A 25,936-nucleotide genomic window follows, 5' to 3' on the forward strand; every position below is an offset into this window, starting at 1 on the left:
GAAAGGCAAATGCTTAAATCTAAAAAGTAAAAAAACCGCTTAAACAAGCGGCTTTTGCGGACGCGGGTTCGACTCCCGCGATCATCAGAGACTAAGAATGATTATTTAATAAATGATAACGGTCCATTGGTGCTAAGTGCCAAGGGTGTGTATCAATCCTATTTCTTAGTTCTGCATGTTTTTCTTTATCAATAAACATCCATGCAACAAATCCACCATCATTGAAATGATCATGGATTGCAGAGCCCATGTGTGGATTGATTCCCCTTACAGCAGCACCAAACTGCCTCCACCACCCACTTAGCCATACCAGATGCATTGCCATTGCTCTGACGTTCATCGCATTGGATTGGTTATCTACACTGAATAGTGCAATCAAGTGGTGAACGTATTCAACAGCTACGGGGATCTGATCAAATGAGATCTCATCTATGCCGTTCACATTGAAGCGTTGATGTATGAGTTTGTAGGCATCGGAAAAGTTAAGGTGCTTGGTCTTTGCTACAAGCATATTTACAGCATCGTTTAAAACCACACGTTCTGTTTTATGATTCTTGGTCTTAGGTTGTTGTACTTCCCTATCTAAAATGTCTAAAACCCATTTCCGAAATTCTTTGGCTACTGATGTACGGGCAAAAAAAGTTATGAGGTGGCAACCACGTAATGAAAAAATACGATTGTCCATTTCAACTGAACCCGTAGCTCTAACGACCGTCAATTTGACGGTCGTTGTCATATCGGAAGTAAACTCATCTGACTTACGGTCATATATACGAGACACTGAATCTTCACGTGCATAACCTAAAGCACGGGCTAATTCGGATGATGTGATCCAAATTTGGTCGTCATTCTGTGGTATTGGATGAAATTGTAAGGCATTAAATGTTAAACTAGTCATGTCTTTTCTCCTCGCAGGGATTAGATAGAAGCCTCGATAGCCGTCCAAAGTCATCGAGGCTTTTTTATAAATATTGATCAGTTATGACATCATTATCTTGTCATTGAGTTTAGTATTCCATAGTGTTATTATCTTGTCAAACGCAATTAATGAGCACCTAAAATGGTTGATAATAAGACAGGACGAGCCGTCACCCAAGATGATTGGAAACGCACCCAAATTCGTATGCCACAAAATCAATATGAATCATTAATGCATTATGCTGAGCAAAATAATTTATCTCTAAATACAGCAATGATCGAATTAATGGAGCTTGGTTTAAAATCAAAATTTGAAGGAAAATCAGGGCGTTCTATTTATTTTAATGATCTAAATTGCATAGAAGACTATCCTAAAGAACCTCTTCATGAACAAACTGCACGTGCTGAGCAAATGATATCTGATTTATTTTATCAAAATCCTCAATATCAGCTCATCAATATTGAAACACTGAATGATGGGAAGAAAATTCGCTATTGGTATTCTATTCCTAGAAGTGAAAGTTTTAGGGATTAAAAAAAGCACCTTATGGTGCTTTCTAACTCATTACCTTAAAAATAACAGAACACTTATGGAAAAACCAATAATTTTAAATGTTTTATTAACAAAGTTCAGTTTATATTTAAGTTTTTCTTAAAAATAATAAAAATTATTACTTGTTAATTAATTTCATGTTTATTTTTATATTAAAATTACTATATATTAATACCTAACTAAAAATTTTACATTTAAATATTCTAATATGGGGTTGTTTATGTACGCTTTTCACTTTACACACATTGAAAATTTAGAAAGTATCTTAAAAAATGGCTTATTATCAACTAATGCAAAATTGGGGTTAGGTGTAACACATGAAAATATAGCGAACAATAACATTCAATATACAAGATCAAGAATTATTATAGATAATGATTTAAACTTAAGAAGTTTGGACTACATATGGGATGAAGATGAAATAAAATATAGATTACATGATTTCGTACCATTTTATTTCGCTTATAAATGCCCAATGTTATTTCAGGTTTTAACTTCAAAGAATATTGATGAAGATGAAATAATTTTCTTTGTTATTGATGTAAAGAAATGCCTAAGCGAGCTAAAAAGCACTTACTTTAGCAGTGCATCAATAAATAGAATTGAAAATCTTCCTAAACTTTATAATAGAGATGCAGACCTTGATAATTTAAATTGGGATGAAATAACAAACTTAAAAGGTGTTGGATCTGATACCCTTAAGCAACAGAGGATGGCTGAGTTATTAATTTATGATCGCTTACCATTAAACTATATAGATCACATTATTGTGTGGAATGAAAGGATAAAGAAAAGACTAACTAACATTTATAATAAACAATCAATACCAACTCCAAAAATAGATTTTTCTAAACGTGGCCATCATTACTATTGTGAACATGATCCAATATTTGGTGGTGAAAAATGGGGTTTACCTGCTATTTTAGGGCCAAAATATCTTCTTATGTATAAAATACAATATTATCAACAAACTATCAAAAATCAAAAAATAAATAAGATAAAAAAATTGCATACTTTTAAGTATAAAAATTTACATCATTTTTATGAAGATTTATTAAAGAATCCAGACAATGTGATTGAAGTATCAGAGGCCTACAAAACGGTAATGTATTATGGAAATCATGCATCGACAATTAAAGAACATTCCAATAATGTACATAATAATTTGTTTGATTTAATAGAATTTCAATACTTAGATGAAGACAATCAACTAATTGCACAAGTATCTTGTCTGCTTCATGATATTGGTAAGGGACCAGCATCTAGATGGCCTGATAATACAATGATGAAACGAGACTACAATCATAGTGCAAGATCCCTTCCAATGTTAGAACGAATTTTAAGCGAAGAAATAGAAGATATTTCAGAGGATGAAATTTCAAAAATTTTTCTGTGTGTAACATATGATGATCTTATTGGTGAAATAGTTGGAAATGGTAGAAATAAGCAACAACTATTTGATATAACAGAATCATCTGATGAGGTTAATTTGCTTTTTGCAGTAGGTAAGGCAGATATGAAAGATGTATATGAACCGTGGTTGGAAGAACACGAAGATGCTCTAAATGATTTATATAATGAAGCAATAGCGGAAATTGATGAAAATGCTTAAATTTGTTGAAGGTGATTTTTTTGATTATGAGGCTGACATCCGCATAAATACAGTTAATTGTGTAGGAGTGATGGGTGCTGGAGTTGCTTTGTTATTTAAAGAAAAATACCCAGAAATGTATAAGCAATATGTTAAAGACTGTAAGGATGGTACTTTGAAACTAGGAAAACCCTCCTTATGGTCTGAAGGTGATATGTTTTCTAAACAAACATATATTGTTAATTTTCCAACAAAGGATCATTGGAAGAACAAATCAAAGTATGAATATATTGAAGAAGGACTTGTTTGGTTAGAAAATTTCTTGAGTACTGTATCTGGGAAAACTGTTACTCTTCCAGCTCTTGGCTGCGGGCACGGTGGGTTAGACTGGAATATTGTTAAAGAAATGATAGAAAAATATTTAGGAAAAAATCCAAATGAAATATTAGTTTTTGAACCATCTTCTTCGAAGAAAATCAAAAATAATTATCAATCAAAATGGCTGGATTCTCTGAAAAACACTAATATACATCTCATTCAACCTAAAGATCCCAATTATCCTGATTTTCTAAAGTATTATACAGAGAAAAATATCTTTATTTTTCATAAATATAACTTGTATGAAAAGTATGATTTTTCATTAATATCATCATCAAAACCAGATGAGATTGAAATTAACTTAATACAAAAAATCATTAATAATGTAAATGGTAGTTTCATATTTGGTGGAACATCATTTGACTTAAAGATTGCAAAAAAAAGATCAATGCAGGGTCAAAAAATTTCCATTTTTTTACCTAGTGGTATTTCTAGCTTTATTGAAAAGAATAGCTTAGATTTCCACCTAGATGATATTGAAATATTATCGTTTGGTGATCCAAATAAAGTTTTTGATAAGGCACAATACATTCCATCAGCATTAGGAAGAATGTTGTTTTCGAAGAAAGTTTTACTCACTTGTAACAACATTGGGTGGCTTGGTAGTAAGAAAAACATTGACTTAATAAACGATTTGGATATAGATATTTATTACAGTGACAATTTGATTGATGTAACTGAAAATAGAATGATAATAGAATCAATTAAGGCAAGACCTATTTCAAATATTATTAATATTTAATATTTTCATCATCCTAACTATAAAAAACACCTTAAGGTGTTTTTTATAGTTATAAATATTTACTGTTTTAAAATTCTTATATAACAATAGGTTTATCAGGATTGCTCTTTGTGACAGAAGACCTTATAAATGCTTGGCCTTGTACCTTTTGATCTTTATCAAACCAAGTGCACCACACATAATCACTTGTTGTAATTTCTGTAATTGTCATAGCTGGTCCACCTGACTTTAAATAAACCACATCACCTTCTTTAAATTCACTCATTTTTTTGCTCCTTAAACCACAATAGTTATATGATTTCTGCCAATTCTAGCCAATTGTTCTAACTGTGTACTAAGTAGTCCTTTAGCTGAAATTATTAACTGAGCTTCTCTGCTGCTAGCAATTCTAGCGAATTGCTCAAGTTGTGTGCTTAAATATTTCATCTCGGATTTTGATAGATCTACATTAGCACCAATGCGTAATAATGATTCAATTTGACTTGGTAACAAACTCATTTATTATTCCTTATAAATATTTGCAAAATTCAACTTGAGTAAAGAAGGCATGACTACAAAAATTCTTAGTTGCAAAGTACATTGCAATTAGAAAAATTGCTCCAGCTATAAGCCAAAAGTATCCAGTAAGTTTCCAGTTAACAACATCATTATTTCCACATCGGCCACAATAAGAATAGTAGTGCTTTATACGAGCTCCACAGTCTTGGCATTGTTTATGGTTAATTAGATTTTTGCTCATTTTATTATCCTCCCAGCAGTGCTTTATAAAGATCATCTGCTTGTTTCGCTGCTATAAAAAGCACAACAACTGTCGGTATTAGTAAGAAAATTATTGTAAAAATAAATTCAATGAATAGTACTTTTTCATTCTTAAAAACTAGTTTTAAAGTTTCCCATAAGTGTCGAACCCAAACTCTAAAGTTATATGGATTTTCACAAGGCTTAAAACCCTCTATTCCCTTAATTTTCTTATCCATATGCTTGCTACTTTTATCAATAAAGTCCGTCATATTACTTATAACTATATATAAGAATAACAAACCCATTGATACTGTAACCACCCAAAAAACTATAGTTTGATACGAGAGTGATAATTCAATCGAACGTACGCTAAATAGAACCCAGACACTCCCTACCAATACTTGGGGAGTAAGGTTTCGCATATATTCTAATACTGCTTTACTTCCGTCCGATGTAAACAAAAAAAGCTCACGATTACTCTTCTTGTTATCATTATTTTCTTCATTCATAAAACAAAAATCTCCATTGTTTATTGTAAAAATGCATAGGCACGGATGCCTATGCACACCTGATCATTTAAGCTGCACATGGAACTAGAAAAGCCCATGCCTCATAACCGTACTCATGCGCATCTAGTACCTTGCCAGACTTGCCTCGTACTCTGCGGAATCTACAAAAGACCCATTTCATGCCTTTCGGCGGTTCTTGAGCACCTAACTTCTTAAGCACATAGCTCACCTCCTCTCCCAAGGAGATTTGAAAAGCTAACTTAAATGATCTACAATGAAGTTCTTGACGCTTTATGTAGGACATCTAAGTAAGCCGAATAGCCCTTGGGTGTACTATCCGAAACTGATATGAGAGATAACTTTCATATCAGTTTTTCATTTTAAAGAATTAAATTTGTTTTTAGCTGCTAAGTAACCTACTTGAAACTGAGCTTGAATCTGATCAATTGATAACCCAATACATACCTCTGATGGCATTAAAAGTTCAGCGGCAAACATATCTGCTTGCCATTCTGAGTCTTCAAAATGCTTATGAGTAGGTAATGATCCTCGTGCGAATGTAACGCCTTCATGAAGAAATAAATGTCCTAATTCATGAGCAGCAGTAAAACGTGCCCGATTATGCATCGGATTTGAACGATCACACAAAGCCTCGTAGACATCCTCCCGAAGAATAATTAACGCTGCATCTGGATTTGTCCATCCCTCAACATCAGGCATCTCGTGAATTTCTCTTACTTCAAATGTCACTTTATATGTGTGCAATGTATGCTCAAGAATTCTTACCAAATCAATGGCATCAGCAGGTAATAAATTAAAAAACTTATCCCTTACCATACGAGCTTTATCCTTAATGCTTTGCGCGCTCAAGGGTTGAACCTTATACCCCCGAGGCACTGAACAACCAGATGACATATATTAATTCTCCTCTAAGATTTTTCTTAATTCAGCTAAGTCAACCGATTGTGATTGAATACGTCGAGCAAACATTAATGCAATTTCTGCCTCTTCAGCATCATGCGTTTTGATTGTTACGTTTTCTACACTTTGGCTTGCAGCATGAGTTAACAGCTTTTCCTCATCATTCGTCAGTCCTAAAGCATTTGTAATTTTTGTAATTAATTCAGCACTTATTGGCTTTTTTCCTGTTTCAACAGCTGATAAGAAAGCTGAACTAACACCAATAGAAGACGCTAGTTCATTAAGATTGGTATCATAATCAATCCTAAGTTTCCTAATCGCTTTTCCAAAATCTGTTAGTTTAGACATTTTCATAACCCTATTGCGTTACTCATTCATTATTAAATGAGTTAATACCTTTTACGGTACTTTTACACAATACACGATTTAAAAAATAAATCAACCCAAAGGTTAATTTTTTATATAAAATTCAACTTTGTCTCCAAACCATATATTTGCGTTATAATTTTGCTGAAAAGCCTAAGAAAAAGAGCTGATAGGAAATACTGGAGAAATAGAATGCTCTACCCTTGCTTATGCTGTGGCTACTTAACTAGAGACGAACCATCTAACGGCTACTATGACATTTGCCCTGTATGTTTTTGGGAGGATGATCCTGTGCAAGCAGAAGACCATGATTGGTGTGGTGGTGCAAACGTACCTTCGCTAAACCAAGCTCGTGAAAACTTTAAAAAGTATGGGGCAATGGAGGAACGATTTGTTAAGAATGTGCGAAAGCCCAGAGATGAGGAAATTCCGAAGGGTTAGAGTGCAGGAATTGGCAAACTCTAAATGAAAAAACGTTAATTTTTCACCAAGAGCATACTTTTCAAACAAGCTCTCTTATTCTCTTAATTCCGACCATCGGTTATTGATCATAATTCTTTTTAATGATATTAATTTTATTATACAAATAATAAAAAGGAAAAATCATGTCAAAAGAATATAAAATTGGTAAAAATAAACCAAAAAGTAAAAATTATATTGCCAAGTTTACTAGCTCTAATACTAACATTGTTAAACAGAATCTTCCTTTTGTTATAGCTTGTTTTGATGCAATTCTTAGTCCAACACAATATTGGTATAATATTAGCAAACTGTCGACGCTAGAGAACTTTGGATACGGAAATGCTCAGAAAAAACAATTTATTCATGCAAAAATATTAAAAGAAATTTTACAAAGGTATAATATCAACACTTACATAAATGATAGTGAATTAGGCCTAAAAACTACTATACCTCAATTTATTTATCTTTGTTTTAAAAAAGCTCAAATTAAAAAATTACCTGATTTTGAGATTTTTTTAGACCTACTTATTCAAGAGCAACTATTAGAAAAACAAAAATCTTAAATATCTCGAACCTAATTAAACAAGAGAGATAAAATCATGAAAAAATACTTAGTTTCACTATTATTTATTTCAACATATACCATAGCATCCACTGATACAATTTGTGATAAAAACCCATCCGCTGATAAAGTAATGGTAGTTAGACAATCTTTAGATGGAGATAAAAATGAAAAAAAACCAGCTCAACTTTTATTTTCTCATAATGCCGGTGAGCAAGATATTATAAATGCAGATATTGGGATCAGACTAAAACCTATTGATCTATCCTGCAATAATTTTCTTTACCCTACTCTTGAATATCACTCACAGTCAGGTGATAAAAAATCGCAATTACTCTCAGTTGGTTTTAAATATTATAAAGATATAATCCTAGAAAATAGTGCAACACTTAGATATTTAGGAGTCGATCCAGATAAACGCGAAAACTTAGCACTTTTTACAGACCTTAGTGCGAGCGGAAAGCGTGATCTTGAAAATGATTTAACATATATGACCATATCTGCTGGTAGTAGCTTATATATGCCTTATCGCTCATGGGCCTTAGGTGGAACAAAATGGTTTAATGAAGACTCCAAAGATGGAACGGGTATTCAATCTCTAAATTACGCTCTCTATCCATATTTCGCGCTTGAATATAATAACAATATGCCAAAAATCATTAATGAAAAAGTTTCTGATACAGAGAAAATAGACTCTACATATCTTTTAGCAAGATATTATCTCGAATTCTGGCCACAGGCTCATAGTAAAGCAGATTCGAATCCTCGTTTACAATTCGTTGTAAGTTATGATTATCGACAAAGAATTGCGGGGGATGGCATTAAAAATCCTACTTGGTTCGATAGTGGTATAAATTATTATTTTGATGAAAATGAAAATTTCTCAATTGGCGCAAGTTACAGTGCAGGTGAAAATCCCAAGTCAAGCTTTTTGAAACAGGAAAAAGCAACTATTGCACTAAAATTTAAGTTTTAAGAATGTATAACGAATAAATAAATGAAATTTTAATATCTAATTTCAAAAAATAAAGCCCTCTGATGAGGGCTTTTACACATATTCCAACATGGATATTGTTGTTAATGGTATGTGCTGTACACCCAGGTAAAAGTAAAAGGATGCAGGCGCTTAGTAGCATTGAAATCACTGAGCGCCTGCAGTGATAGATTGCTTTTTTAAGAACAGCTCACGTTCTGCTGCACGGCGACGCATTAGACTTTTCATAACCTTACTACCTCCCCGAATCCATTGTGGGAATTGGTCAGCAGCCTCTTGATAGTCTTTCGCATTTAATTTTTTTAGCAATTAGGAAGAATTATCAGCTATAAATAACTAATTTTGATAAGAAAGTATCTAAACGGATAACAGGATATGTCGGCCTTTTTTATAATTATTGGATTCATCTTAGCTATCTTTGGATTGATCTTTGGTCCACATATATTTCATAAACACATCAAAAACACCCAAGAAGGTAAAGCGATGAGCTTTTTATGTATGCTCCCTGGTATGTTTGCTGTGATGCTTGGTTTTTATTTGAGATAAAAACTGTTGATATTTATTCTTCATTGTTGAATTGAGCCCTTGAGAAAGGACTCAATTCAACCAGGCTCAAGACTTAGAAGTTATAACGTACACTCATTGTTGCGCTACGTGGTGTGCCCCAGTTCATTGAGTTTGCACCGATCCCTTCGTAATACTTTTCATCAAATATATTATCGACGTTCAATTGAAGCTTAATATTTTTATCAACCTGATAGCCAACCATTGCGCTTGCTAAAACATAGGCGTCCTGATCGATACGAGTACTACCAGTGCCAGTATAGTATTTACTCTTATAGTTTAAACCTACGCCTGCACTCCACTGATCTAACTTATACTTCACAAATAAGTTAGATGTAGTTCGAGAGTTTGTAGTATTAACTTTTACATCTTTCGCATCTTTTGCTTCAAAGTTAGCAATCCCGAAGTTGATACCCCAGTTTTCGTTGATTTCGCCATCAGCTTCAAACTCAAAGCCTTTACTTTCTACACCATCTACACCACGATATGCCTGTTCGGTTGTACGTACCCCATTGCGAGTAACAAATTGACCTGGTATTGCTTCTGCAAAGTTAGCTTGCTCAATTTGGAATATTGATAATGCCGTATTTAAGCGACCACCAAACCATTCACTTTTAATACCAGTTTCATAGTTCTTACCGTAGCTTGGATCTAAATATTGATCATTTACGTCTTTACGGCTTTGAGGTTTAAAAATCTCTGTATAGCTCGCATATACAGAGTGATCACGCGCGAAATCGTAAATTGCGCCAATATACGGTGTAAACTCGTTATTAAACTCGCGATCCCCAACACCATTCTCTGATTTATATTCCCAGTTAGATAAACGAGCACCAGCAATGATTTTTAATGGATCAAGAATTTGGAATTTACCCGCGACATAAGCTGCTGTTTGCGTCGTTTCATTCAATGCATTTTTGCCATCTAAGATAACAGGTCGAAGAAGCTCTTGTGCCATGTTGTTATAATTCAGCGGCCCGCCTAAATATTTTTCAACCTCACTTTTCGTATTCGATCCACCAAAAATGTCCTTAGTCTTTTCATTTTTATTCCAAGAGCCACCAATGATGATCTCTTGCGGACGGTTAAAGACTTTGAATGGTGCATTGATGAAAACATCGATATTGTTCTCTTCATTTCGTGCTTCAGAGCCATACACTGAGACATTGTCAGTGATTTTACCGGTCTTTGGATCTGGTTTATTTTTCAGAGGACTGGTATTGGTTGCCTTATCAACTTGTCCACCTGTATATAACAGCATGGTATCGGTATCTTCTTTACGGAAGGTATAAGCGATATTGAAATTAACATCATTGAATAAATTTTGCTTTAAATTAGCAAATACAGCTGACGTATTAACATTCCAGTAGGTCCAAGGTGCCGTTACAGTAAGACTTCTGGAAAAATTGGTGCGTGTTCCATCGGTATAAAATGCTGGTGTACCACCCCAACGAATACCATCACGATTTAACTCTTGATACGTTGCGCCTAATGACATGCTTGTTTTGTCACTAAGATCATAATCAACAGCACCGTAAAACACATTTCGTTCTTTCTCATAAAAATCCATAAAAGATTTTTCATCAGAATGTTTGACAAACACGCGTCCACGTAATGAACCATCTGCGTTAAGTGGAGCAGAAACATCAGCCGAGCTACTCCACTCATTCCACGAGCCCAACGACGTACTGAGGTTACCCATAAGTTCTTTGGCATTTGCATGTTTCCGGACCATATTTAATGCCATTGCAGGGTTACCAGCCCCTGTCATTAAGCCACTTGATCCTTTAACGACTTCAACACGGTCGAAAATATCTAAATCAAGATCTCCCGTACCCAAATTGGTCGTACTGGGCATACCATCTATTAAATAGTAATCGACCTGAAAACCACGTGCGAATACAGATTGGCGCTCATCAGTACGCGATGTTGAAACCCCTGTAATGTTATTCATTAGATCTTGAAAAGAATCAATATTGCGATCATCCAGATATTCACGGGTAAAAACCTTAACCGATTGTGGAGTATCACGAAGAGACAAATTTAGTTTTGTTGATGTACTGGTGCTCTTTGCTGTGTAACTTTCAGAACCTTCTGTTACAGCTGGATTCTTCTCTTCTGCTTGTACTTTTATCGTCGCTAATGTTGCTGTTTCAGTTGCCTGTTCTGCATGAACTATAGATGGGACTGCTAAAGCAATAGAAAGGGCTAAAGGATGAACTTTGAATGCTTTTCTAAAGGGAGAGTTGTACATAAGAAAATTCCATAATAACTAATGTGCTGTACGAGATTCTTCTGCTGCTTTAAATCCTTGTTACACGGCAGCAAAATTTCGGAACAAAAGTTAACATGAATGATAAGCGTTATCAATAAACAATTAAGAATCATTACTATTTATTTAGATTGGTTAATGAATAAATTAATTAAATACTTTCAAGAATAAAGCCCTCATCAGAGGGCTTTTACACATATTCCAACATGGATATTGTTGTTTATAGTGTGAGCTGTGCAACTGGGTAAAAGAAAAATGATGCAGATACTAAACAGTAATGAGCTGATAGATCGACTGCATCGGTGAATTACTTTTTTAAGAAAAGCTCGCGTTCTGCTGCACGGCGACGAACTAGACCTTTCATTACTTTCCCACCGCCTCTATTCCATTTGGGAAACTGGTCAGCTGCAGCTTTATAATTGCCTGCATTCAACTCCCTAACCAATGTAGATCCTTTAAATGCACCTTCACCAATGTTGTAGGTCAGACTAACCAGCGCATCAAACTGATTTTGATTAACTACAACTTTTACTGCTTGATTTACAGCAGCCTCAAAGCGCCTCAAATCATGTTGAAAAAAGGACACTGCTTGCGCTTTAGTACAACTATCACCTCTTTTCACTCTTATTCCTTTAGGATAAACCGTGGTTCCAAAGCCGATAGTCCAAACGCCTACACCATCATCATAAGCTGTAAGCACAAGATCTTCGAAACTGGTGATTAGGTTGATGCCTGTTTGACTTGTTGTCATGCCTTGTGCTGTTGATAAGCCATCGACTACCTTGTTGAGATCGTCAACTTGGGCCTGTGTAAGTTTACCGCCTGCGAGCACACGTGCAGCATCAAAAAAGGGTTTTCTATCCATTTCACTTTCCTTTAGATAATAAAAAACCGACCTAAGGGTCGGCTCAACTTTAAAAATTAATCAGTGCGTTCATAAATGAACTTTTTTAGCGTCTATCGATATACTCTAAATATCCTCTACCATTAAGATCTTTACCTTGAAACATCCCTTGCCACTTATATGAAGAAACATAACCAGCTGCTAAACCATAGCAATATGCTGTATCTACTTCTGCTTTGATTTCTAAAACCTTTTCATTATCGTGATGTGCAGTCCATTCGAATGTTTCAGGCACATACATGCTATAGCCATCAGGCGTTATTTGTGGTTCAACCTTATTCTTAGTAACTTCAAATTTGATATCACCATTAAATTGAATCGAAGTACTATCGATATGACGATAATAGACTGAAGTTAGAATTGGTTGATCTTCATAACAAATGAATGCAAGTACCAGTTGCTCTTTATTATTTAAGTTAATAACTTGATAACTAAATATTTTTACAGGAATTTGGATGCTATTTACTAATCTTTGATTTTTAAGCATTGATGTCGCAACAGCTTTCCATGATTCAAGGGTGCAAAGCCCATTTACTTCAATACTTTCACCCTTTTGAATAATTCGTCCTTCATACTTCATCAATACACTGAAATGCTTGTATAAAGAGCCATAAGCAAACCATGTGATAGCTTCGGTAGGCACCAGTTTTATTGCAATTTGTAGATCTTCTCTATTTGTGGCTAGAAGAAACCCACCTTCAATTTCTGTAAGAGAAGTTTCATTGTTAAAAATGACAGAAAATGGCTTTTCACTGAATTTAATATCATCAACTATTGAGTATGTTTTAAATGCTTCTTCAGTAGAAGATAAAGCTGTCCCATGAACCAAAGAAGCAGTATCACCTTTTCCTCTAAAAGACATTTGATAATCTGAGTCAGTGATAGGGAATCCAACATAACCAATCACAGAAGCCCAAGACAGATATCGATAGGGTTCTGGCAAATCAGGAATCATAATTCCATAGTGCGTGCTTCCATAACGTTTGTAATCAGTATGTGGGCTTAATTCAAAAGCTTTAGGAAGTGTGCTCTGTCTCTCTGGTGTTACTGCACCCAATAAAGATCCAGAGAACTTAGCTAATTTGCTATTAAATATATCTTTAATGCTTTTTGACTCAGGATGGCTTGAAGCTAACATAAGTAATTTCACATCATTTCAAAATTAACGTTAGTTCTATATTAGAACTTAGCTTTAATTTAATTAAGGTTAAATTAGGACAAAATAAATCCATTTTTGTTTAATCCATATAAGAATATGACGAGGCCGCCCCAAAGGCGGCTATTTTTTGGTTGTGAAATTTGACTATCTTTCTTCTTTTTTTGCTAAAAACTACCAAAGAGGAATCTGCAAACTGTAGTCATTTTTGACCTAAAAAATCCAAATGCCTTCTTAGTCCTAGCTTACCGAAACAGTTGTCGTAAACATTTCATTTTCGTCGTTAACAGTAGCAATCACGTTAAAATACGCGGTTCCCACAAATGCTGGGATACTTTGTGTTTCACGGAAAAGCTCAATCGTTCCATCAGTTGAAGTAATAACATGCTCCACAGCAGTTGCTGATACATAAGTCATTGTGTACTTTACAGGCAAGTCGGTTGTTTGATATGAAGTACCAAGCAGAGCTAATCCAATATTCGGACTTCCTAAACTATTGTTGATACAGTTAATTCCAATATTTGCTTGACCTGCCGCCACACCATTTACGTCTGCTAGTCGTGCACCACTCAAAACTCTAGATGTTAAAGACATCACATCGGGAACAATCATTTCAAGTTTGTCACCAATATTTGCCTTAATGCCAGCATGATAGCCATACGCCAGATCTGGAGAAGTTTCTGTACCCAAATCAATTTGCCCTTCAGTCCAATTAAGGCCCCCATTCTCAAAGGTACAGTTGGTCAGTTCCCAGTCTGATGTATCAGGATTAGGAATACTAGTAACCCCAACTACATTAAATCCAGGTAAAACATTAACCTGTTCAAGATTAGTCATAACCTGATCATAAGATACGTCATTTTGAATACGTACTAGTGCGACATGGCCTTCTGGAATACTGGTATCTGTTAATTGTTCAAATAGCATTTCTACTGCGTTGTTTACCATGAGCAAACTCCTTTAAAATTATGTTTTAGTTGCTTTAAAAGTTTAGGTTATTCAAATAATTGCCCTTAAGAGCTATTCTGTAGTACTTGAACAACTCCTTTATTTTTAACACTGGATTTTTGTGAAATACAGAGAGTTGTAATCAAATAATATGTTTAGAAATGATAGAAAATTAGATCTGAACAAAACCGCCCGAAAGCGGCTATTTATAAATTGCGATATCTAAGTATCTTTTTTCTTTTCTTGCTCAGAACTGCCGAAGTAAAAACCGCAGGCTGTTGTCATTGCTCCAGCAATAAAACCCAAGGCTGTATTGATCAAGTTGCTGTTCTCTCGCGGCATATCTACAAAAAATAATGCAATTACCAGGACAAACATTAGCCCCACCAATGCAAAGGCTAAATAAGCCCGTGTCTGTTCACTTGTCATCAATATCCCCTTTTAAACGCTCTTTCGCTTGCTGATATTGCTTCTTACGCAATTCGTGGATCTCTTGAGCCCGCTTATCTTCACGTCGTTTGAAATACAATGTCGTGAAAAAAGTAATTACACCGATAAAGACTGAGACCCAAACTGCCCAATCAATGCTTACTGCATACGCTGCCACTGATGCCCCCGCTGATACATATGAAACCTTTGATGCTGTTGCTGCGATTGTGTTGGTAGCAGCTTCAACCGCACTTGCTGCTTGTTCTTGCATTTCATGTCTCCGATAGACAATAAAAAAGCACCCGTTTGGGTGCTTATAAAAGTTTTAAGACTATTAAAAGGTTTGTAGAATTTGACCTCCATTGATAATTTGCAATGTCAGTAGGAATGCACCAATAATTGCTGGTCCACCTGGTCCTGGTTCACCCTCTAAAGTACCGTGATACCGCCAGTTCCATTCCGCAGCATTGATTGACTTGGTACCACGCTGCCCCCAACCACCACCATTACCAGAAAATGGTGTTACAGAATCACCATTATTCCTTTGATACCCACTACCGGGAATATCTCTTTGAGCATCAGAAACCTTATCTGTCTGATAGTTATTATTAAAATAACTTCTAAATTGAGGCACTTCTTGAGAAATTGGAACATCTGTTAAAACTCTACCAAATGGCGCACCTCCACCACCTGGAGCACCTTGAATGGCATAGTTGTATTTAGTACTTATCCCACTTGGAGTTGCGCCACCACCTGAGCCGCCACGTGCAACAATTCCACCATCAATGATCAAGTTCATCTTGCTATGACGAACTAATAAGCCTGGTGCACCGGGACTACCATCACGACGTGTTTTAGTAAAGTTGGTTTCATATTCATTTTCCCAGCCACCATAAGCAGCATGCGCAATACCACCATCACCACCACGGCCAACAACAGCTCCCTTAACAATCAGATTTACCACCAGATCAGGAGGAAACTCGCCCGTATCGATTGCAGGAACCTCCCTCATTTCAGGCACGATATATTTAATTGAAGGTCGATCATTCCAATGTTTATAGATCAGTTCAGTTAGTGGTCGGAACGAACTTGAACTTAAAATCAGAACTCCTGGCTCTACAACAAAATTGATCTCTCCAGCCGTAGGCAACTCACCTCTCTGCATTTGATATAACCGTGCCAGATTGAGATCTAGCTGGTCGTAACGAATATAGATTGGAGTATCATCTACAGGGGTATCGGTATAGTCCTTATCATTGAGGTAATAACGATCATCGTAGTTAATCGCGGTGATTTTATTGGTCATCTGATCAACTGGCTCTCTCTTGGCCACCAGATAAGGTAACGAGCCTTTGGTATCATCATTCACCACGATATAAGTCGTGTTGATGTAATCCTCAGGATTTAGCTTAAGCAACCCATTCGGTAAACGACCTAACACAACTTTGTTAGATGCTGCACCCGTAGTCACTGGAATCAGATCCACACTGCCATCACTCAGCTGCAGATAAATCACGTAGCTTTTTCCTGCAATAAATTCCACATCATGGCTGAGTGTCAGGATTAAACCCTCTTGCTGAAGCACATCTCCACTCTGGTGAATACCATTGCGATAATCAGCAACAGCGATACGATCACGTAAAACCAACAACTCAGATTCTGATGCTGCATCAAAGGTGATGGATTTACGCTGAAAGCGCATCTTGTTCCAAAGGCGATATGCATTGAAATGAGCTTGCCACTTATTGCGCACACCGACCGATTTAACCTCTTTAGGATTCTTAGCACTTTTATCAGGTAGGTAGATATTGATACGGCTATCGTCAGTAGGATCTGTATATTCATAGATCAACCCGTCATAGTCTTCCATCAGACCAAAACTTAAGTCTTTCTGATAAGTATCAGGATAAATATTTCTGAAGTTGAACAGCAGTACCGAGTTATCCGTTGGTCTTTCAAAATACAACTTGAGCTTGTTGTTCTGACGGTAAGCCGTGCAACCCACTGCATCACATAGATTAGTCACCAGTTCTTCAAAGGATAGATTGGTATCATCAATGGTTGCACAAAACTCAGCAGCAAGTGGTGTACCGAAGTAATCCACCACTTCAAAGTAAGTCCGGTAGATATTCTCTAGATCTAACTCATCAATTGTACGGCGACCAATCTTGTCATCCAGTGCCATTGAGACCAGAGCATCGGCAAAGCTTGAGGTCGGAAATACCTCTTTTGTCATTTCTCCATTTTGATAAAAAGGAAGCATCCGCTGCAGATCAAAATTAATCTTCCGCGTCTTAACCGATAAAGCACCTGTGGTGGCATAGGTTCTAGCGCGAAAAACCGTTTCAGACTCATAACGTGTACTTTGCAGCGGGAATGCACCATAGAGAGCTTGCCACTTCACCTCATCCACAACACTGGGTGCATTGATAACTCCAGTCACACGGCGTGCACGAACACTACAACGCCCCTGAAAGGTAGTCATATCCAGCGTGACACCCACAGTCTGACGAGATTTAGAGGATCCATTCATTTTGATCCGCTGAACCATTGGATTACCTAATGGCTCGCCTGCGATATTTACAGGTGTAACTTCAACTTCAATCGTAACATCTACATATCCCTGATTATTACCCTCATAAACTGCATAAAGACCATTACTCGCCACGAAGTTACAGAGCACTCTATTACGATCTACATTGTCCAGAACAAATGGTCCAATCCATTTCTCGCCTATTGATGCAATCCTTGGCGATAATTCAGCAGTTTTCTGGGTGGCAAGTTCTTTCAGGATCCACCAGCCCGGATTCACTGCAGCAGGATTGGATAAGGTCATACGGTCATATCCGACCGACAAAACACTGTAGACACCATCCAAGTGATAAAACTGGTTATTGAACCAAAAACCGCTATTAGTGATTTCCACCCGATCATTACTGACAAACTTAGTAGTTAGATCTGTAAAATTTGATGCAGATCTTAAAATCTCATTTGGATAACCAAATCTCAGATGATTAGTACCTTCGAGTACTTGTGTATCTGCTGAACGCAGGATCTGGCCATTAACCGAATTTTGCTGCTGGACAGATAAAGGCGGCGTAGTAATCTCGCTTCCAAGTGCAAAGTATGGATTTCCATAAACAATGTCTACATCAGGGCTATATACCTCAATCGATGCACCTGCAATATCAATAATATTGGTTTCACCATCATATGCACCCTTGATGTGATAGTGGCCACGGCCAATACATCCCACAATATGCTCAACTTCTACATTGTTCTCGTAGACCTTGTAAGGCACAGCTATCAGATCTGGCGTATCGTTTGCAGCTCCATATAGATCCACGATACGACCGTTCACACGCATCTTGTTCTCACGGCTAGAAAGCTCGTTATTGGCGGATGAAGACTGATTGTTATTCTGGTTGGTCTGAGCAATAGACGGCGTTGGCATGAGCAACGCTACAGCAAGACCGACAACCAAAGAAACCACTGCAGCAACCAATGCGGGAATCCCTTTCGGATTTTCAATCACAATGAAGGTGCCAGGAAGAAAATCCAATTGCTTCAGGTCATGTGCATTTTTCGGTGTGACCTCATTGGCAACTGAAATTTCAGCATGTTCCATATCACTTGGACTGTGAAAGATACGTAGGTGCTCAGGCATGTGCTCATATTTTGCAGTAAGCCATTGCCCTAAGGTTGCAGCGCGTTCTACCACCTTCTTTTCGGATAAAGGATCTTGTTTATAAATAATCTTAATCATAGTAGCTGACCCGATTAAACCCCATAGCCATTACGACTTGTTCCGATAAATAAGACACACCGCTGTCCATCAGATGCAAAACCTTTCCCCCACGAAAAAGCCCCACATGCGGGGGCTTGTTTCTAAGTCTTGGATGGAAGGCGACAATGCAGCCCTCCTTGGGCATGGGCAGCGGATTAAGTAATTTCAATCGTGATGGAAGAAAAGTGATTTCGCCCTTAGGTTGCATAAACAACTCCAGTGCTTCACCACGGTCTATGCCGTATAGATTCATTGCCGCCTCATGGGCAAAGTGAACACAGTTGTAACGTTCTTGATCGTATTGTCGATCAAGTAAATGATCATGACTTTTCATAATGCTCCCTTGAGACCAGTGAACCTATCCAATGAGAAAATGTCGCCAGTCTTGGCGGTATTTAATCTTGGTGATTCTGCTTTAAATGTCACAGCTTTATGGTCCATGGCTACGCCTGAGAGTTGTAAGCCAAGCAAGTAATACATGGGTGAATTGAGATTGTCTGAGCTGTAGAGTCGGTAATTAACCGTTGGCTTAATATCGGGATACTGCCCCTCCATCACCCGCTCAAACTCATCTGGTAGCACATCACCAAGCCCTGATATGGAAATTGTTAAGGACTGATCCAAATCACCCAGCATGCCTGAACGTTGAATCTTGGCAGGCAGATATTCATAGAACAGTTGGCTATCATTTTCTTTATGCCGTACATAAACACCTTGATCATCATTACGTACGACTCGATAGGTATTGATGAAAGATGGATGTGTTAGCTCAATACACTCCAGTTGATAGATATCAACTGTACGATTCAAAAAGAACTTTGCATATTCCTGATCCATTACACCACCCAATCACTGATGAGCGCCTGATCAACTGCAATTTCATTTTGATTTTGAACAACCTCAAGCTGAGCATTAACCCGATACAAGTTACCATTGACCTCATTGGTCTTGAATGAGTTGGGGATAAAGTTGCACAGGTACTGCTGACGTGTGCCCTTATCGATCACCAGATCTGCATAAAATGAAGCAGGCTGGCTTTGATAAACCCGCCAGAAAGCCATCATTTTATTGAAGTCGGCTTTGCTTAAACTCCAGTTCACATCGACTATGTGGCAGTTACGCTTTACATCGATGTAATAGCGACCTCGCCCACCATCAAACTGCTGACGCTTCACATCATCACCTGGTGTTACGCCATAGCCGCTCGTTTGAGGATTAAGTTTTAACTTGTACATAACTTTCCTTCAGGCAATAAAAAACCGACTCAATTCAAGGTCGGTTTTTATACATGGAGTTTTAAAATTAATTTTCAAAATATTTAGAGCAGTTTTCACCTTTAATTGCAGAGCTGTTTTTAGAGATGTTCGAAGTAAAATATTCTTTCGCTCTTTTATCTCCATGGACTAAAGCAATGTGAAGCACTGTTCTGGATAGATCATACATATTATGTTCGCTGAAATTTTGTCCCAGTCCTAAATAATCCAAAGCATTGAAATTCACTATCTCTGCATTACCTAATCTAAATTTTGTCCACTTAAAGGTAGCTCCTGTCAAAATCTCTCCCTTTTCCAAAAAAACTACTGGTTGCCTTTCTCTCTCAATTTTGTATTTTCTTTTAAAAAAAGCTCTGGGAGAAGGATTGAATACCACAGATTGAACTTTTGGATTTTGATAAGCAAGATTTAAGGCTATTCCCCCGCCAAGAGAATGGCCTGTTGCAAAAAACTTCGCATTGGGGTTTTCTTTGATAATACTTTCAACTTCATCAAAAGCTTGTTTATATTGCAACGGTTGATAACCTACAAAAGAGAAATTTGCCTTCCAGTCAGATAATTGTTTTGTCCCACCAAAAGCAAAAACTATTTTTGAACTATCTTTAATATTATTACGATCACCATAAACATGCATGTCTAACCCACTACGACTATTTATGGCCAAAAGTAAATTCCAATCAGGTAATACATATAAGTCATTGAGATCTTCATACACATTGTTCGACATTAAAGCCAAATCAAAATACTTTTTACTTAAATCAATTCTCGTATCATCACTTGTCACTTTGAACTCGGCATAAATGTCTTTTCCTTCGGGATGATCTTTAACATAGATCATATTGGTGCACGACATATACGCGAGTCCTAGCTTATTTGGCCCTTTTTGTTGATTGATTGGAGGAATATTATCTTTTTCAAGATTGCTAAAGGTAAATCTAAGCTGATGTCTTCCTCCTTCAAATGAGGGATTCAATCTTTTTTCAATTGAAGGAGTAGCACAACCTGTTAAGGCAATAATCACAGTCAAACAAATTATCTTATACATCATGTTTTTCTCATTAATTCTTATTGTCTCTTTAATAAACAGATATTTAGATTACCAGTCAATCAAAAAAAGATAAGTGGTTTTCAGATACATTAAAAGACCACTCCTAAGAGTAGTCTTTATAAATTAACGGTTACGCCGTGCAGTCGTATTACTTGAAATGGCCCGACTGATGGAAGAGTTTGGATCTTTAACTTGATCACTGACAATCTTCGGAACCTCACGTGGAAGCGTCCTTTCTAACTCATCTTTCACAATAAGACGGACAGTATTTTCATCCAGTTGCTCTGCTTCGACCGCTACCCCTTTCACCTGATTCACCACTTCAATTTTAAAGTTGATGGTAGGTGCTGTTGGCTGAACTGAAGCCATAGCCTCAGCCTGTGGCCGTGCAGATCTTCCAAGAGTGAAATCATAGACATCCTCAAGATTAGACCGATCCTGAACCAAACCATTCGGGGAGAAATATACTTTTCCATCGTGGTATAGATCCGAATCAGTAGAGAGCTTTGGAGTCTCTGCAATCTGATTAGCCTTATAGATAATCTGACCATCCCCTGATGGATTGAAGATGTCAGATTTCTTCTGGCTTTCCATAAAGGCATTAGAGCTCATCAATGCACGGCGCATGATATTGTCAGCTGAGACGTTGCTATTGAGGAATGCTTCAGGGTTCCCACTCTTACGCATACTCTCAACTAAATTGACACCGCCCCAACGCTTAATATCATTCTGTGACCATACAATCTCGCCTTTATGAACAGATCCAGCTACCTCGTATTTACCACCTTTACCTGTATAACCACCTTCAGCAAAGCCTTGATCTTTGATTGCACGGATATTGCTGATAATGTTGGCACCTTGCGCAATGACTTGAGCCATAACCCCAATGTTTGCGGGCCAGCCTAAAGCCATAGCCTTTGAAATGCCTTGTTGAATGGCGATGCCTGAGGCTGCAATCGCATAAGCTTTATCTGCAGCAAACATCACTTTATATGCCTTGGATTGCTCACCAAACATTGAGCCGAACATCGATGTCACAGATCCCATCATCTGTTGGCCAAGCATGATCTGAGTGTTCAAACGATCTTGCTGATATTGGTCCTCAATATTTTTTGCGTTTTGAGCATATTCATCGGCAATAACATTCCGCTGTTCTTGTGCGGCCTGCATGATTGCGGTTTTCTGGTCCTCAAACTCCTGCTGACTAATTAGCTGCTGATCCATCTGAGCTTTAATCGCATCTAAACCGCCTTGCTCGTTGTAATCAACTGCAGCTGATTTGCTATCAAATAGATCCTGAGCAGCCCCAAGTCGGCTAAAACGATCCTGATCCTGTCTATAGAAATCGCTAGTACCATTCATATCAGCCTGAATCCCACCCCAGTTCTGAACAGCACCAACAATTTTATTACGCATCTCATTTTCCTGAGCGGCTTTAGAGAACGTAATCATTTTTTGGCGTTCTTCATTACTGAGCTTGGTATTTCTTAAAATCTCCTCACGTTCTAATCGATACCGTTCCTGCATAGCTTCTGTTTCTGACAATAAAACAAGCCTTGCCTGAAACAGTCGTTGCTCTTGAGCAAGTTGCATCAATCCCAACTCTTGTTGATATTGCTGATCTAGTAATTCAACAGCCTGCTTCTGTTCAGTCTTGCTAAGCTCAATATCATGAGCTGCATTGAATTTTTTACGTGCAAAGCTTTCTTCTAGCAACTCAGATTCTGTTTTTTGGAACTCCTTGTAATCATCCAGTTTAGTTCGTAAAGCCTGTTGAGCGATCGCAATATCATTGTCTGCACGAGATTTCAGTTCAGCAATAATTTCAGCTTTACGTTCAGGACTAAAATTAGCTTTATCAACTTCCTCTAATTTTTGGGATAGATCATTTCTGATCTTAGTTTGCTGATCAGCAACCTCATTCTCCAGTTGAATGCGTAAGCGTGCCTGTTCTTCAACCATTTTGGCGTCATCTTGAAGCATCTTTGAAAAATCTTTTGATGAAATGTCACCAGCTGAATACCCATTGACACCCGCCATATAGCCCTGAAAGTCTTTCCAGTATTGATTGTTATATTTACCAATACCTTTACCTTTCTGAACATTGCCCTCACCTGCATGATAAGCACGTACAGCCTTCTCTAAATCGCCTTTAAAGAGTTTGAGAAGGTAAGACATGTACTTACCCGCACCTTCAGCAGACTGAGCAAGGTCAGTTCGATCTTTAACGCCGTATTGCTTCGCTGTACCAGATAAGAACTGGAAACCACCTGTTGCACCCGTTTCCTTGTTATAGGCTTTGGCATTGCCTCTGGATTCAATCATATGAATCGCTGAGAGCGTTCCTGCAGGCAGTCTATATTTAGATTCAACATTGGAAAATCCAAACTTTGCTGCATTGGCCTGAACCTTGGCATTTACGGATAGAATCTTTTGTTGCTTAGATAACTCATCAGTTGTTTCCTTTAATGCTTTATTTTTGGCCTCAATAACTTCGTTGTTTTTCTCCTCAATGGCTTGAACTCTCAACGCAGTCTGATACATCTCAGTTGTGATTTGTACTCCATTTTTTCTTGCCCAGTTTGCTAACTCTAGCAATTGCTTTACTTGCGCTGGTGAGTAGTTCTTGGCAAGCAATCTCTGTGAAAGTTGAGCATCAAAATCACGATCGAATAAAGAATCGGCATATTTCTTTTGAGCATCTTTTGCAGCCAAAGCAGCCTTTTCATTTTCGGTTAATGACTTGGTATTTTTATCCAGACCGACTATTGCATTCTCAGCTTTATTGCCTGCAAGTGTTACTTCAATCCCAAATAAACTATATGTTTTTTTGGTCTTGTTTGCAGTTTCAGCTGCCACGTCATAGGCGCTTACTTGTTTGAACAATGCATCCCTTAGATCAGAAGGAATTTTCTGATCCTTCAGTTGCTCTATCGCTTCAGTATAAGAAATGGTACCAAGTCGAGCCCTATTTGAGATATCAGTAACTTTTACATTACCAATTGCATAGTTTTGAATGGCAATTAATGCTGATGCAACTGCTTGTTCTTGTTGCTTCAGCTTTTTGTTTTGGTCTTCTAGTGTTGCAGACAAATCAACCAGTTTATCCTTACGTTGCTCCTCACTGAGGGCCTTAATTTCATCTTTGGTTAACTTTGCAGCCTCAGCTTGCTCTTTTAACTTTGCCGTTGCCTCCTCTGCCTTACCATTGAAATATGAGTAAGCTGCAGTCAAACCTGCGATGCCTAAGGTAATTGCACCGATCGGACCACCAATTAAGGCAAACGCTCCACTTGCCAATCTCCCAGCATTGATCGATACAGCAGTGAGGCGCCCTTGTGCTGCTGTTTGGGCATTCGTAGCAGCCGTGACGGCAGCTTGTGCTTGAGCATAACGTGCTGCAGCTGCAGTAGCGCCGTATTTAGCTTGTGCTTCAGCATTGGTGGCTTGAACATTTGCAAGATGTGCTTTTGCAGCGTTAAGCGTTGCTGTTGCTTCAGTAACTTCAGCTTGCGCATTTGCAATGGATGCCTGACGACTACGGATCGTTGAGACAATCCCAGTATCAGTGGCAACGGTTTTAGCAATAATTGTCTTGGTTAAATAAGCAATACCACCAGCCATTGCAGCATTCATCACAATATCAATATTATCGGCTAACAGACCTAATCCTGCTGCTGCAGTATTGGTTGCACCCGTACTCATATTGATTTCACCAAGTAACTTGGTCACGGCGTTAGATAATGTAGTCAAACCATCCGCAAGGCTGTTCTCCATAGCATCTGCTAATTCTTGATTTGAGTCTCTCGTGGCTTTAAGCGTTTTAATAAGATCCTCTAACGAGATTTTACCGGTTGCACCTAGCTCACGAATTTGAACCTCAGTCTTTCCTGTCGTCTTAGCCATATCTGCAATGATATTGTCTGCTGCAGTAACAATAGAGATCCATGCGTCAGCATCAATCTTGCCTTTGGCCATAGATTTAGAAAACGCATCGATTGCTGATTGAGCCTGATCGGCACGTGCAGCATTTGCAGTAAATGAAAAGGAGAGTGAGTCTGAAACATCTAGAGTATCGTTAGTTGCATAACCTAAAGCTTTCATCCCCCCAGCCAAGCCTAAATAAACCTCCTGCGCTTCACCTAAAGCACGGTAAGTACTTTTTGTAGATGTATATAAACGTTCCTGAACAAGATCAAACTCAGCAGCACTATCTGTTGCGTTACGAATACGAGCAGCCATCTGAGTCGCACCATCAGCTCTGGCAATTGCTTCATTTACAGTGACTAAACCCACCATAAAAGCTGCCAATGCTTTGATCGAAGTCCCATAGGAATGAATCGATTTTTCCTGCTTATCTAATTCTTGGGATGTATTTTTGATTTCCTGTGAAAACTTTTGATTTTGTTGAGTCGCCTGCTTGGTTACTTCTACTGTTTTTTGCACTGTTGAATTGGCATTATTCACATTGGTATTAAAGTTTTGAACTATGTTATTGGTAACAGAAAACTGTTTACCCATGTCTTTTGTAGATTGTGATGCTGAATCGCCACGCTCAGTAATTTTAGACATTTCATCAGCCAAAGCCTTGGCATTGCGTTCAGCATTTTTTGAGTCAATCACGATGACTAGGCGGGATTCTTGGGTCATATTCACTTTCCTTTAGGCAATAAAAAAGCGCCTAAAGGCGCGGTAAATTCTTGGTGTGAAATTAGTTCATTTTACTTTTTAGTGAAAACTAGAAAGTAAGAGGAATAAAAAAGCGTCCTTAGACGCTCTTCTATTAAATAATTAGAAATTTTAAAAACACAATATGA

At 37.6% G+C, this 25,936-nt stretch carries 24 protein-coding genes and 1 pseudogene; 6 read left to right on the forward strand and 19 right to left on the reverse strand.

The genetic code is table 11. The annotated features are described in order from the left end of the window. Window positions 1-91: 91 nt before the first annotated feature. Entirely contained in the window at window positions 92-898 is an 807-nt protein-coding gene (locus tag F3J02_RS03540) for a Bro-N domain-containing protein (protein WP_167247676.1), read from the reverse strand. A 162-nt stretch (window positions 899-1,060) separates the two neighbouring features. On the opposite strand from F3J02_RS03540, the gene F3J02_RS03545 reads away from it, so the two are divergent. The 3 genes from F3J02_RS03545 to F3J02_RS03555 all read left to right on the forward strand — a co-directional run bounded on the left by F3J02_RS03545 (window position 1,061) and on the right by F3J02_RS03555 (window position 4,182). Then, entirely contained in the window at window positions 1,061-1,453 is a 393-nt protein-coding gene (locus F3J02_RS03545) for a hypothetical protein (RefSeq protein WP_167247678.1), read from the forward strand. Window positions 1,454-1,691: 238 nt separating this feature from the next. After that, window positions 1,692-3,083, forward strand: coding sequence for a DarT ssDNA thymidine ADP-ribosyltransferase family protein (locus F3J02_RS03550; RefSeq protein ID WP_167247680.1), 1,392 nt, complete (start codon window positions 1,692-1,694; stop codon window positions 3,081-3,083). Then, a complete protein-coding gene (locus tag F3J02_RS03555) occupies window positions 3,070-4,182 on the forward strand; it encodes a macro domain-containing protein (protein ID WP_167247682.1) in 1,113 nt (370 codons plus the stop codon). Before F3J02_RS03550 ends, F3J02_RS03555 begins: the two co-directional genes overlap by 14 nt. Window positions 4,183-4,258: 76 nt before the next feature. Here the strand turns inward: F3J02_RS03555 and F3J02_RS03560 are convergent, their stop codons facing one another. The 5 genes from F3J02_RS03560 to F3J02_RS03580 all read right to left on the reverse strand — a co-directional run bounded on the left by F3J02_RS03560 (window position 4,259) and on the right by F3J02_RS03580 (window position 6,701). Beyond that, window positions 4,259-4,447, reverse strand: a complete 189-nt coding sequence (locus tag F3J02_RS03560) for a YodC family protein (RefSeq protein ID WP_167247684.1) — start codon at window positions 4,445-4,447, stop codon at window positions 4,259-4,261. Between the two features lie 11 nt (window positions 4,448-4,458). Beyond that, window positions 4,459-4,680, reverse strand: a complete 222-nt coding sequence (locus tag F3J02_RS03565) for a hypothetical protein (protein WP_167247686.1) — start codon at window positions 4,678-4,680, stop codon at window positions 4,459-4,461. A gap of 245 nt (window positions 4,681-4,925) precedes the next feature. Further along, window positions 4,926-5,432, reverse strand: coding sequence for a hypothetical protein (locus tag F3J02_RS03570; RefSeq protein ID WP_159725853.1), 507 nt, complete (start codon window positions 5,430-5,432; stop codon window positions 4,926-4,928). Between the two features lie 375 nt (window positions 5,433-5,807). Then, a complete protein-coding gene (locus tag F3J02_RS03575; protein ID WP_159725854.1) occupies window positions 5,808-6,302 on the reverse strand; it encodes an ImmA/IrrE family metallo-endopeptidase in 495 nt (164 codons plus the stop codon). 48 nt (window positions 6,303-6,350) lie between these two features. Continuing rightward, window positions 6,351-6,701 (reverse strand): helix-turn-helix domain-containing protein, encoded by a 351-nt coding sequence (locus tag F3J02_RS03580; protein WP_167247688.1) that lies wholly within the window; start codon window positions 6,699-6,701, stop codon window positions 6,351-6,353. Window positions 6,702-6,911: 210 nt separating this feature from the next. Here F3J02_RS03580 and F3J02_RS03585 point away from each other — a divergent pair, with 210 nt between their 5' ends. The 3 genes from F3J02_RS03585 (at window position 6,912) to F3J02_RS03595 (ending at window position 8,719) form a co-directional block, all read left to right on the forward strand. After that, on the forward strand, window positions 6,912-7,160 hold the full coding sequence (locus tag F3J02_RS03585; RefSeq protein WP_005230630.1) for a CPCC family cysteine-rich protein: 249 nt from the start codon (window positions 6,912-6,914) through the stop codon (window positions 7,158-7,160). Window positions 7,161-7,324: 164 nt separating this feature from the next. Then, window positions 7,325-7,744 carry a hypothetical protein gene (locus tag F3J02_RS03590; RefSeq protein WP_167247690.1) on the forward strand — a complete coding sequence of 140 codons (420 nt, stop codon included), beginning with the start codon at window positions 7,325-7,327 and terminating at the stop codon, window positions 7,742-7,744. 36 nt (window positions 7,745-7,780) lie between these two features. Next, window positions 7,781-8,719 carry a hypothetical protein gene (locus F3J02_RS03595; RefSeq protein ID WP_167247692.1) on the forward strand — a complete coding sequence of 313 codons (939 nt, stop codon included), beginning with the start codon at window positions 7,781-7,783 and terminating at the stop codon, window positions 8,717-8,719. Window positions 8,720-8,884: 165 nt separating this feature from the next. Here the strand turns inward: F3J02_RS03595 and F3J02_RS03600 are convergent. The 13 genes and pseudogenes from F3J02_RS03600 to F3J02_RS03660 form a co-directional block, all read right to left on the reverse strand. After that, window positions 8,885-9,046, reverse strand: a pseudogene (locus F3J02_RS03600) (glycoside hydrolase family protein); the annotation flags it as partial. Window positions 9,047-9,356: 310 nt separating this feature from the next. Next, window positions 9,357-11,555 carry a TonB-dependent siderophore receptor gene (locus F3J02_RS03605; RefSeq protein ID WP_171525995.1) on the reverse strand — a complete coding sequence of 733 codons (2,199 nt, stop codon included), beginning with the start codon at window positions 11,553-11,555 and terminating at the stop codon, window positions 9,357-9,359. 325 nt (window positions 11,556-11,880) lie between these two features. Continuing rightward, complete coding sequence (locus F3J02_RS03610; RefSeq protein ID WP_167247694.1) at window positions 11,881-12,438, reverse strand: lysozyme; 558 nt, start codon at window positions 12,436-12,438, stop codon at window positions 11,881-11,883. An 85-nt stretch (window positions 12,439-12,523) separates the two neighbouring features. Beyond that, window positions 12,524-13,615: a DUF6670 family protein gene (locus F3J02_RS03615; protein ID WP_167247696.1), complete on the reverse strand. Its 1,092-nt coding sequence runs from the start codon at window positions 13,613-13,615 to the stop codon at window positions 12,524-12,526. 258 nt (window positions 13,616-13,873) lie between these two features. Further along, a complete protein-coding gene (locus tag F3J02_RS03620) occupies window positions 13,874-14,581 on the reverse strand; it encodes a hypothetical protein (RefSeq protein ID WP_167247698.1) in 708 nt (235 codons plus the stop codon). 222 nt (window positions 14,582-14,803) lie between these two features. Further along, window positions 14,804-15,010: a hypothetical protein gene (locus F3J02_RS03625; protein ID WP_167247700.1), complete on the reverse strand. Its 207-nt coding sequence runs from the start codon at window positions 15,008-15,010 to the stop codon at window positions 14,804-14,806. Then, a complete protein-coding gene (locus F3J02_RS03630) occupies window positions 15,000-15,281 on the reverse strand; it encodes a holin (protein ID WP_167247702.1) in 282 nt (93 codons plus the stop codon). The genes F3J02_RS03625 and F3J02_RS03630 overlap by 11 nt, the downstream gene beginning before the upstream one ends. Before the next feature lie 63 nt (window positions 15,282-15,344). Then, a complete protein-coding gene (locus tag F3J02_RS03635) occupies window positions 15,345-18,776 on the reverse strand; it encodes a host specificity factor TipJ family phage tail protein (RefSeq protein WP_167247704.1) in 3,432 nt (1,143 codons plus the stop codon). Beyond that, window positions 18,769-19,131: a hypothetical protein gene (locus F3J02_RS03640; protein WP_167247706.1), complete on the reverse strand. Its 363-nt coding sequence runs from the start codon at window positions 19,129-19,131 to the stop codon at window positions 18,769-18,771. Before F3J02_RS03640 ends, F3J02_RS03635 begins: the two co-directional genes overlap by 8 nt. Further along, the gene (locus tag F3J02_RS03645) at window positions 19,128-19,634 is read right to left on the reverse strand and encodes a DUF1833 family protein (protein ID WP_167247708.1); all 507 of its coding nucleotides are present in this window, start codon (window positions 19,632-19,634) and stop codon (window positions 19,128-19,130) included. The genes F3J02_RS03640 and F3J02_RS03645 overlap by 4 nt, the downstream gene beginning before the upstream one ends. Beyond that, window positions 19,634-20,032, reverse strand: coding sequence for a hypothetical protein (locus F3J02_RS03650; RefSeq protein WP_167247710.1), 399 nt, complete (start codon window positions 20,030-20,032; stop codon window positions 19,634-19,636). Before F3J02_RS03650 ends, F3J02_RS03645 begins: the two co-directional genes overlap by 1 nt. A gap of 67 nt (window positions 20,033-20,099) precedes the next feature. Continuing rightward, window positions 20,100-21,119 (reverse strand): lipase family protein, encoded by a 1,020-nt coding sequence (locus F3J02_RS03655; RefSeq protein ID WP_167247712.1) that lies wholly within the window; start codon window positions 21,117-21,119, stop codon window positions 20,100-20,102. A 123-nt stretch (window positions 21,120-21,242) separates the two neighbouring features. Then, window positions 21,243-25,769, reverse strand: a complete 4,527-nt coding sequence (locus F3J02_RS03660; RefSeq protein ID WP_167247714.1) for a tape measure protein — start codon at window positions 25,767-25,769, stop codon at window positions 21,243-21,245. Window positions 25,770-25,936 lie beyond the last annotated feature (167 nt).

Source organism: Acinetobacter sp. Tr-809, from assembly GCF_011753255.1.
Taxonomy (GTDB): domain Bacteria; phylum Pseudomonadota; class Gammaproteobacteria; order Pseudomonadales; family Moraxellaceae; genus Acinetobacter.

What these genes read in the sequence shown, in the direction of transcription:
- F3J02_RS03540 (WP_167247676.1), bottom strand. Translation starts at nt 898, where the DNA reads ATGACTAGTTTAACATTTAATGCCTTACAATTTCATCCAATACCACAG.
- F3J02_RS03545 (WP_167247678.1), top strand. Translation starts at nt 1,061, where the DNA reads ATGGTTGATAATAAGACAGGACGAGCCGTCACCCAAGATGATTGGAAA.
- F3J02_RS03550 (WP_167247680.1), top strand. Translation starts at nt 1,692, where the DNA reads ATGTACGCTTTTCACTTTACACACATTGAAAATTTAGAAAGTATCTTA.
- F3J02_RS03555 (WP_167247682.1), top strand. Translation starts at nt 3,070, where the DNA reads ATGAAAATGCTTAAATTTGTTGAAGGTGATTTTTTTGATTATGAGGCT.
- F3J02_RS03560 (WP_167247684.1), bottom strand. Translation starts at nt 4,447, where the DNA reads ATGAGTGAATTTAAAGAAGGTGATGTGGTTTATTTAAAGTCAGGTGGA.
- F3J02_RS03565 (WP_167247686.1), bottom strand. Translation starts at nt 4,680, where the DNA reads ATGAGTTTGTTACCAAGTCAAATTGAATCATTATTACGCATTGGTGCT.
- F3J02_RS03570 (WP_159725853.1), bottom strand. Translation starts at nt 5,432, where the DNA reads ATGAATGAAGAAAATAATGATAACAAGAAGAGTAATCGTGAGCTTTTT.
- F3J02_RS03580 (WP_167247688.1), bottom strand. Translation starts at nt 6,701, where the DNA reads ATGTCTAAACTAACAGATTTTGGAAAAGCGATTAGGAAACTTAGGATT.
- F3J02_RS03585 (WP_005230630.1), top strand. Translation starts at nt 6,912, where the DNA reads ATGCTCTACCCTTGCTTATGCTGTGGCTACTTAACTAGAGACGAACCA.
- F3J02_RS03590 (WP_167247690.1), top strand. Translation starts at nt 7,325, where the DNA reads ATGTCAAAAGAATATAAAATTGGTAAAAATAAACCAAAAAGTAAAAAT.
- F3J02_RS03595 (WP_167247692.1), top strand. Translation starts at nt 7,781, where the DNA reads ATGAAAAAATACTTAGTTTCACTATTATTTATTTCAACATATACCATA.
- F3J02_RS03605 (WP_171525995.1), bottom strand. Translation starts at nt 11,555, where the DNA reads ATGTACAACTCTCCCTTTAGAAAAGCATTCAAAGTTCATCCTTTAGCC.
- F3J02_RS03610 (WP_167247694.1), bottom strand. Translation starts at nt 12,438, where the DNA reads ATGGATAGAAAACCCTTTTTTGATGCTGCACGTGTGCTCGCAGGCGGT.
- F3J02_RS03615 (WP_167247696.1), bottom strand. Translation starts at nt 13,615, where the DNA reads ATGTTAGCTTCAAGCCATCCTGAGTCAAAAAGCATTAAAGATATATTT.
- F3J02_RS03620 (WP_167247698.1), bottom strand. Translation starts at nt 14,581, where the DNA reads ATGGTAAACAACGCAGTAGAAATGCTATTTGAACAATTAACAGATACC.
- F3J02_RS03625 (WP_167247700.1), bottom strand. Translation starts at nt 15,010, where the DNA reads ATGACAAGTGAACAGACACGGGCTTATTTAGCCTTTGCATTGGTGGGG.
- F3J02_RS03630 (WP_167247702.1), bottom strand. Translation starts at nt 15,281, where the DNA reads ATGCAAGAACAAGCAGCAAGTGCGGTTGAAGCTGCTACCAACACAATC.
- F3J02_RS03635 (WP_167247704.1), bottom strand. Translation starts at nt 18,776, where the DNA reads ATGATTAAGATTATTTATAAACAAGATCCTTTATCCGAAAAGAAGGTG.
- F3J02_RS03640 (WP_167247706.1), bottom strand. Translation starts at nt 19,131, where the DNA reads ATGAAAAGTCATGATCATTTACTTGATCGACAATACGATCAAGAACGT.
- F3J02_RS03645 (WP_167247708.1), bottom strand. Translation starts at nt 19,634, where the DNA reads ATGGATCAGGAATATGCAAAGTTCTTTTTGAATCGTACAGTTGATATC.
- F3J02_RS03650 (WP_167247710.1), bottom strand. Translation starts at nt 20,032, where the DNA reads ATGTACAAGTTAAAACTTAATCCTCAAACGAGCGGCTATGGCGTAACA.
- F3J02_RS03655 (WP_167247712.1), bottom strand. Translation starts at nt 21,119, where the DNA reads ATGATGTATAAGATAATTTGTTTGACTGTGATTATTGCCTTAACAGGT.
- F3J02_RS03660 (WP_167247714.1), bottom strand. Translation starts at nt 25,769, where the DNA reads ATGACCCAAGAATCCCGCCTAGTCATCGTGATTGACTCAAAAAATGCT.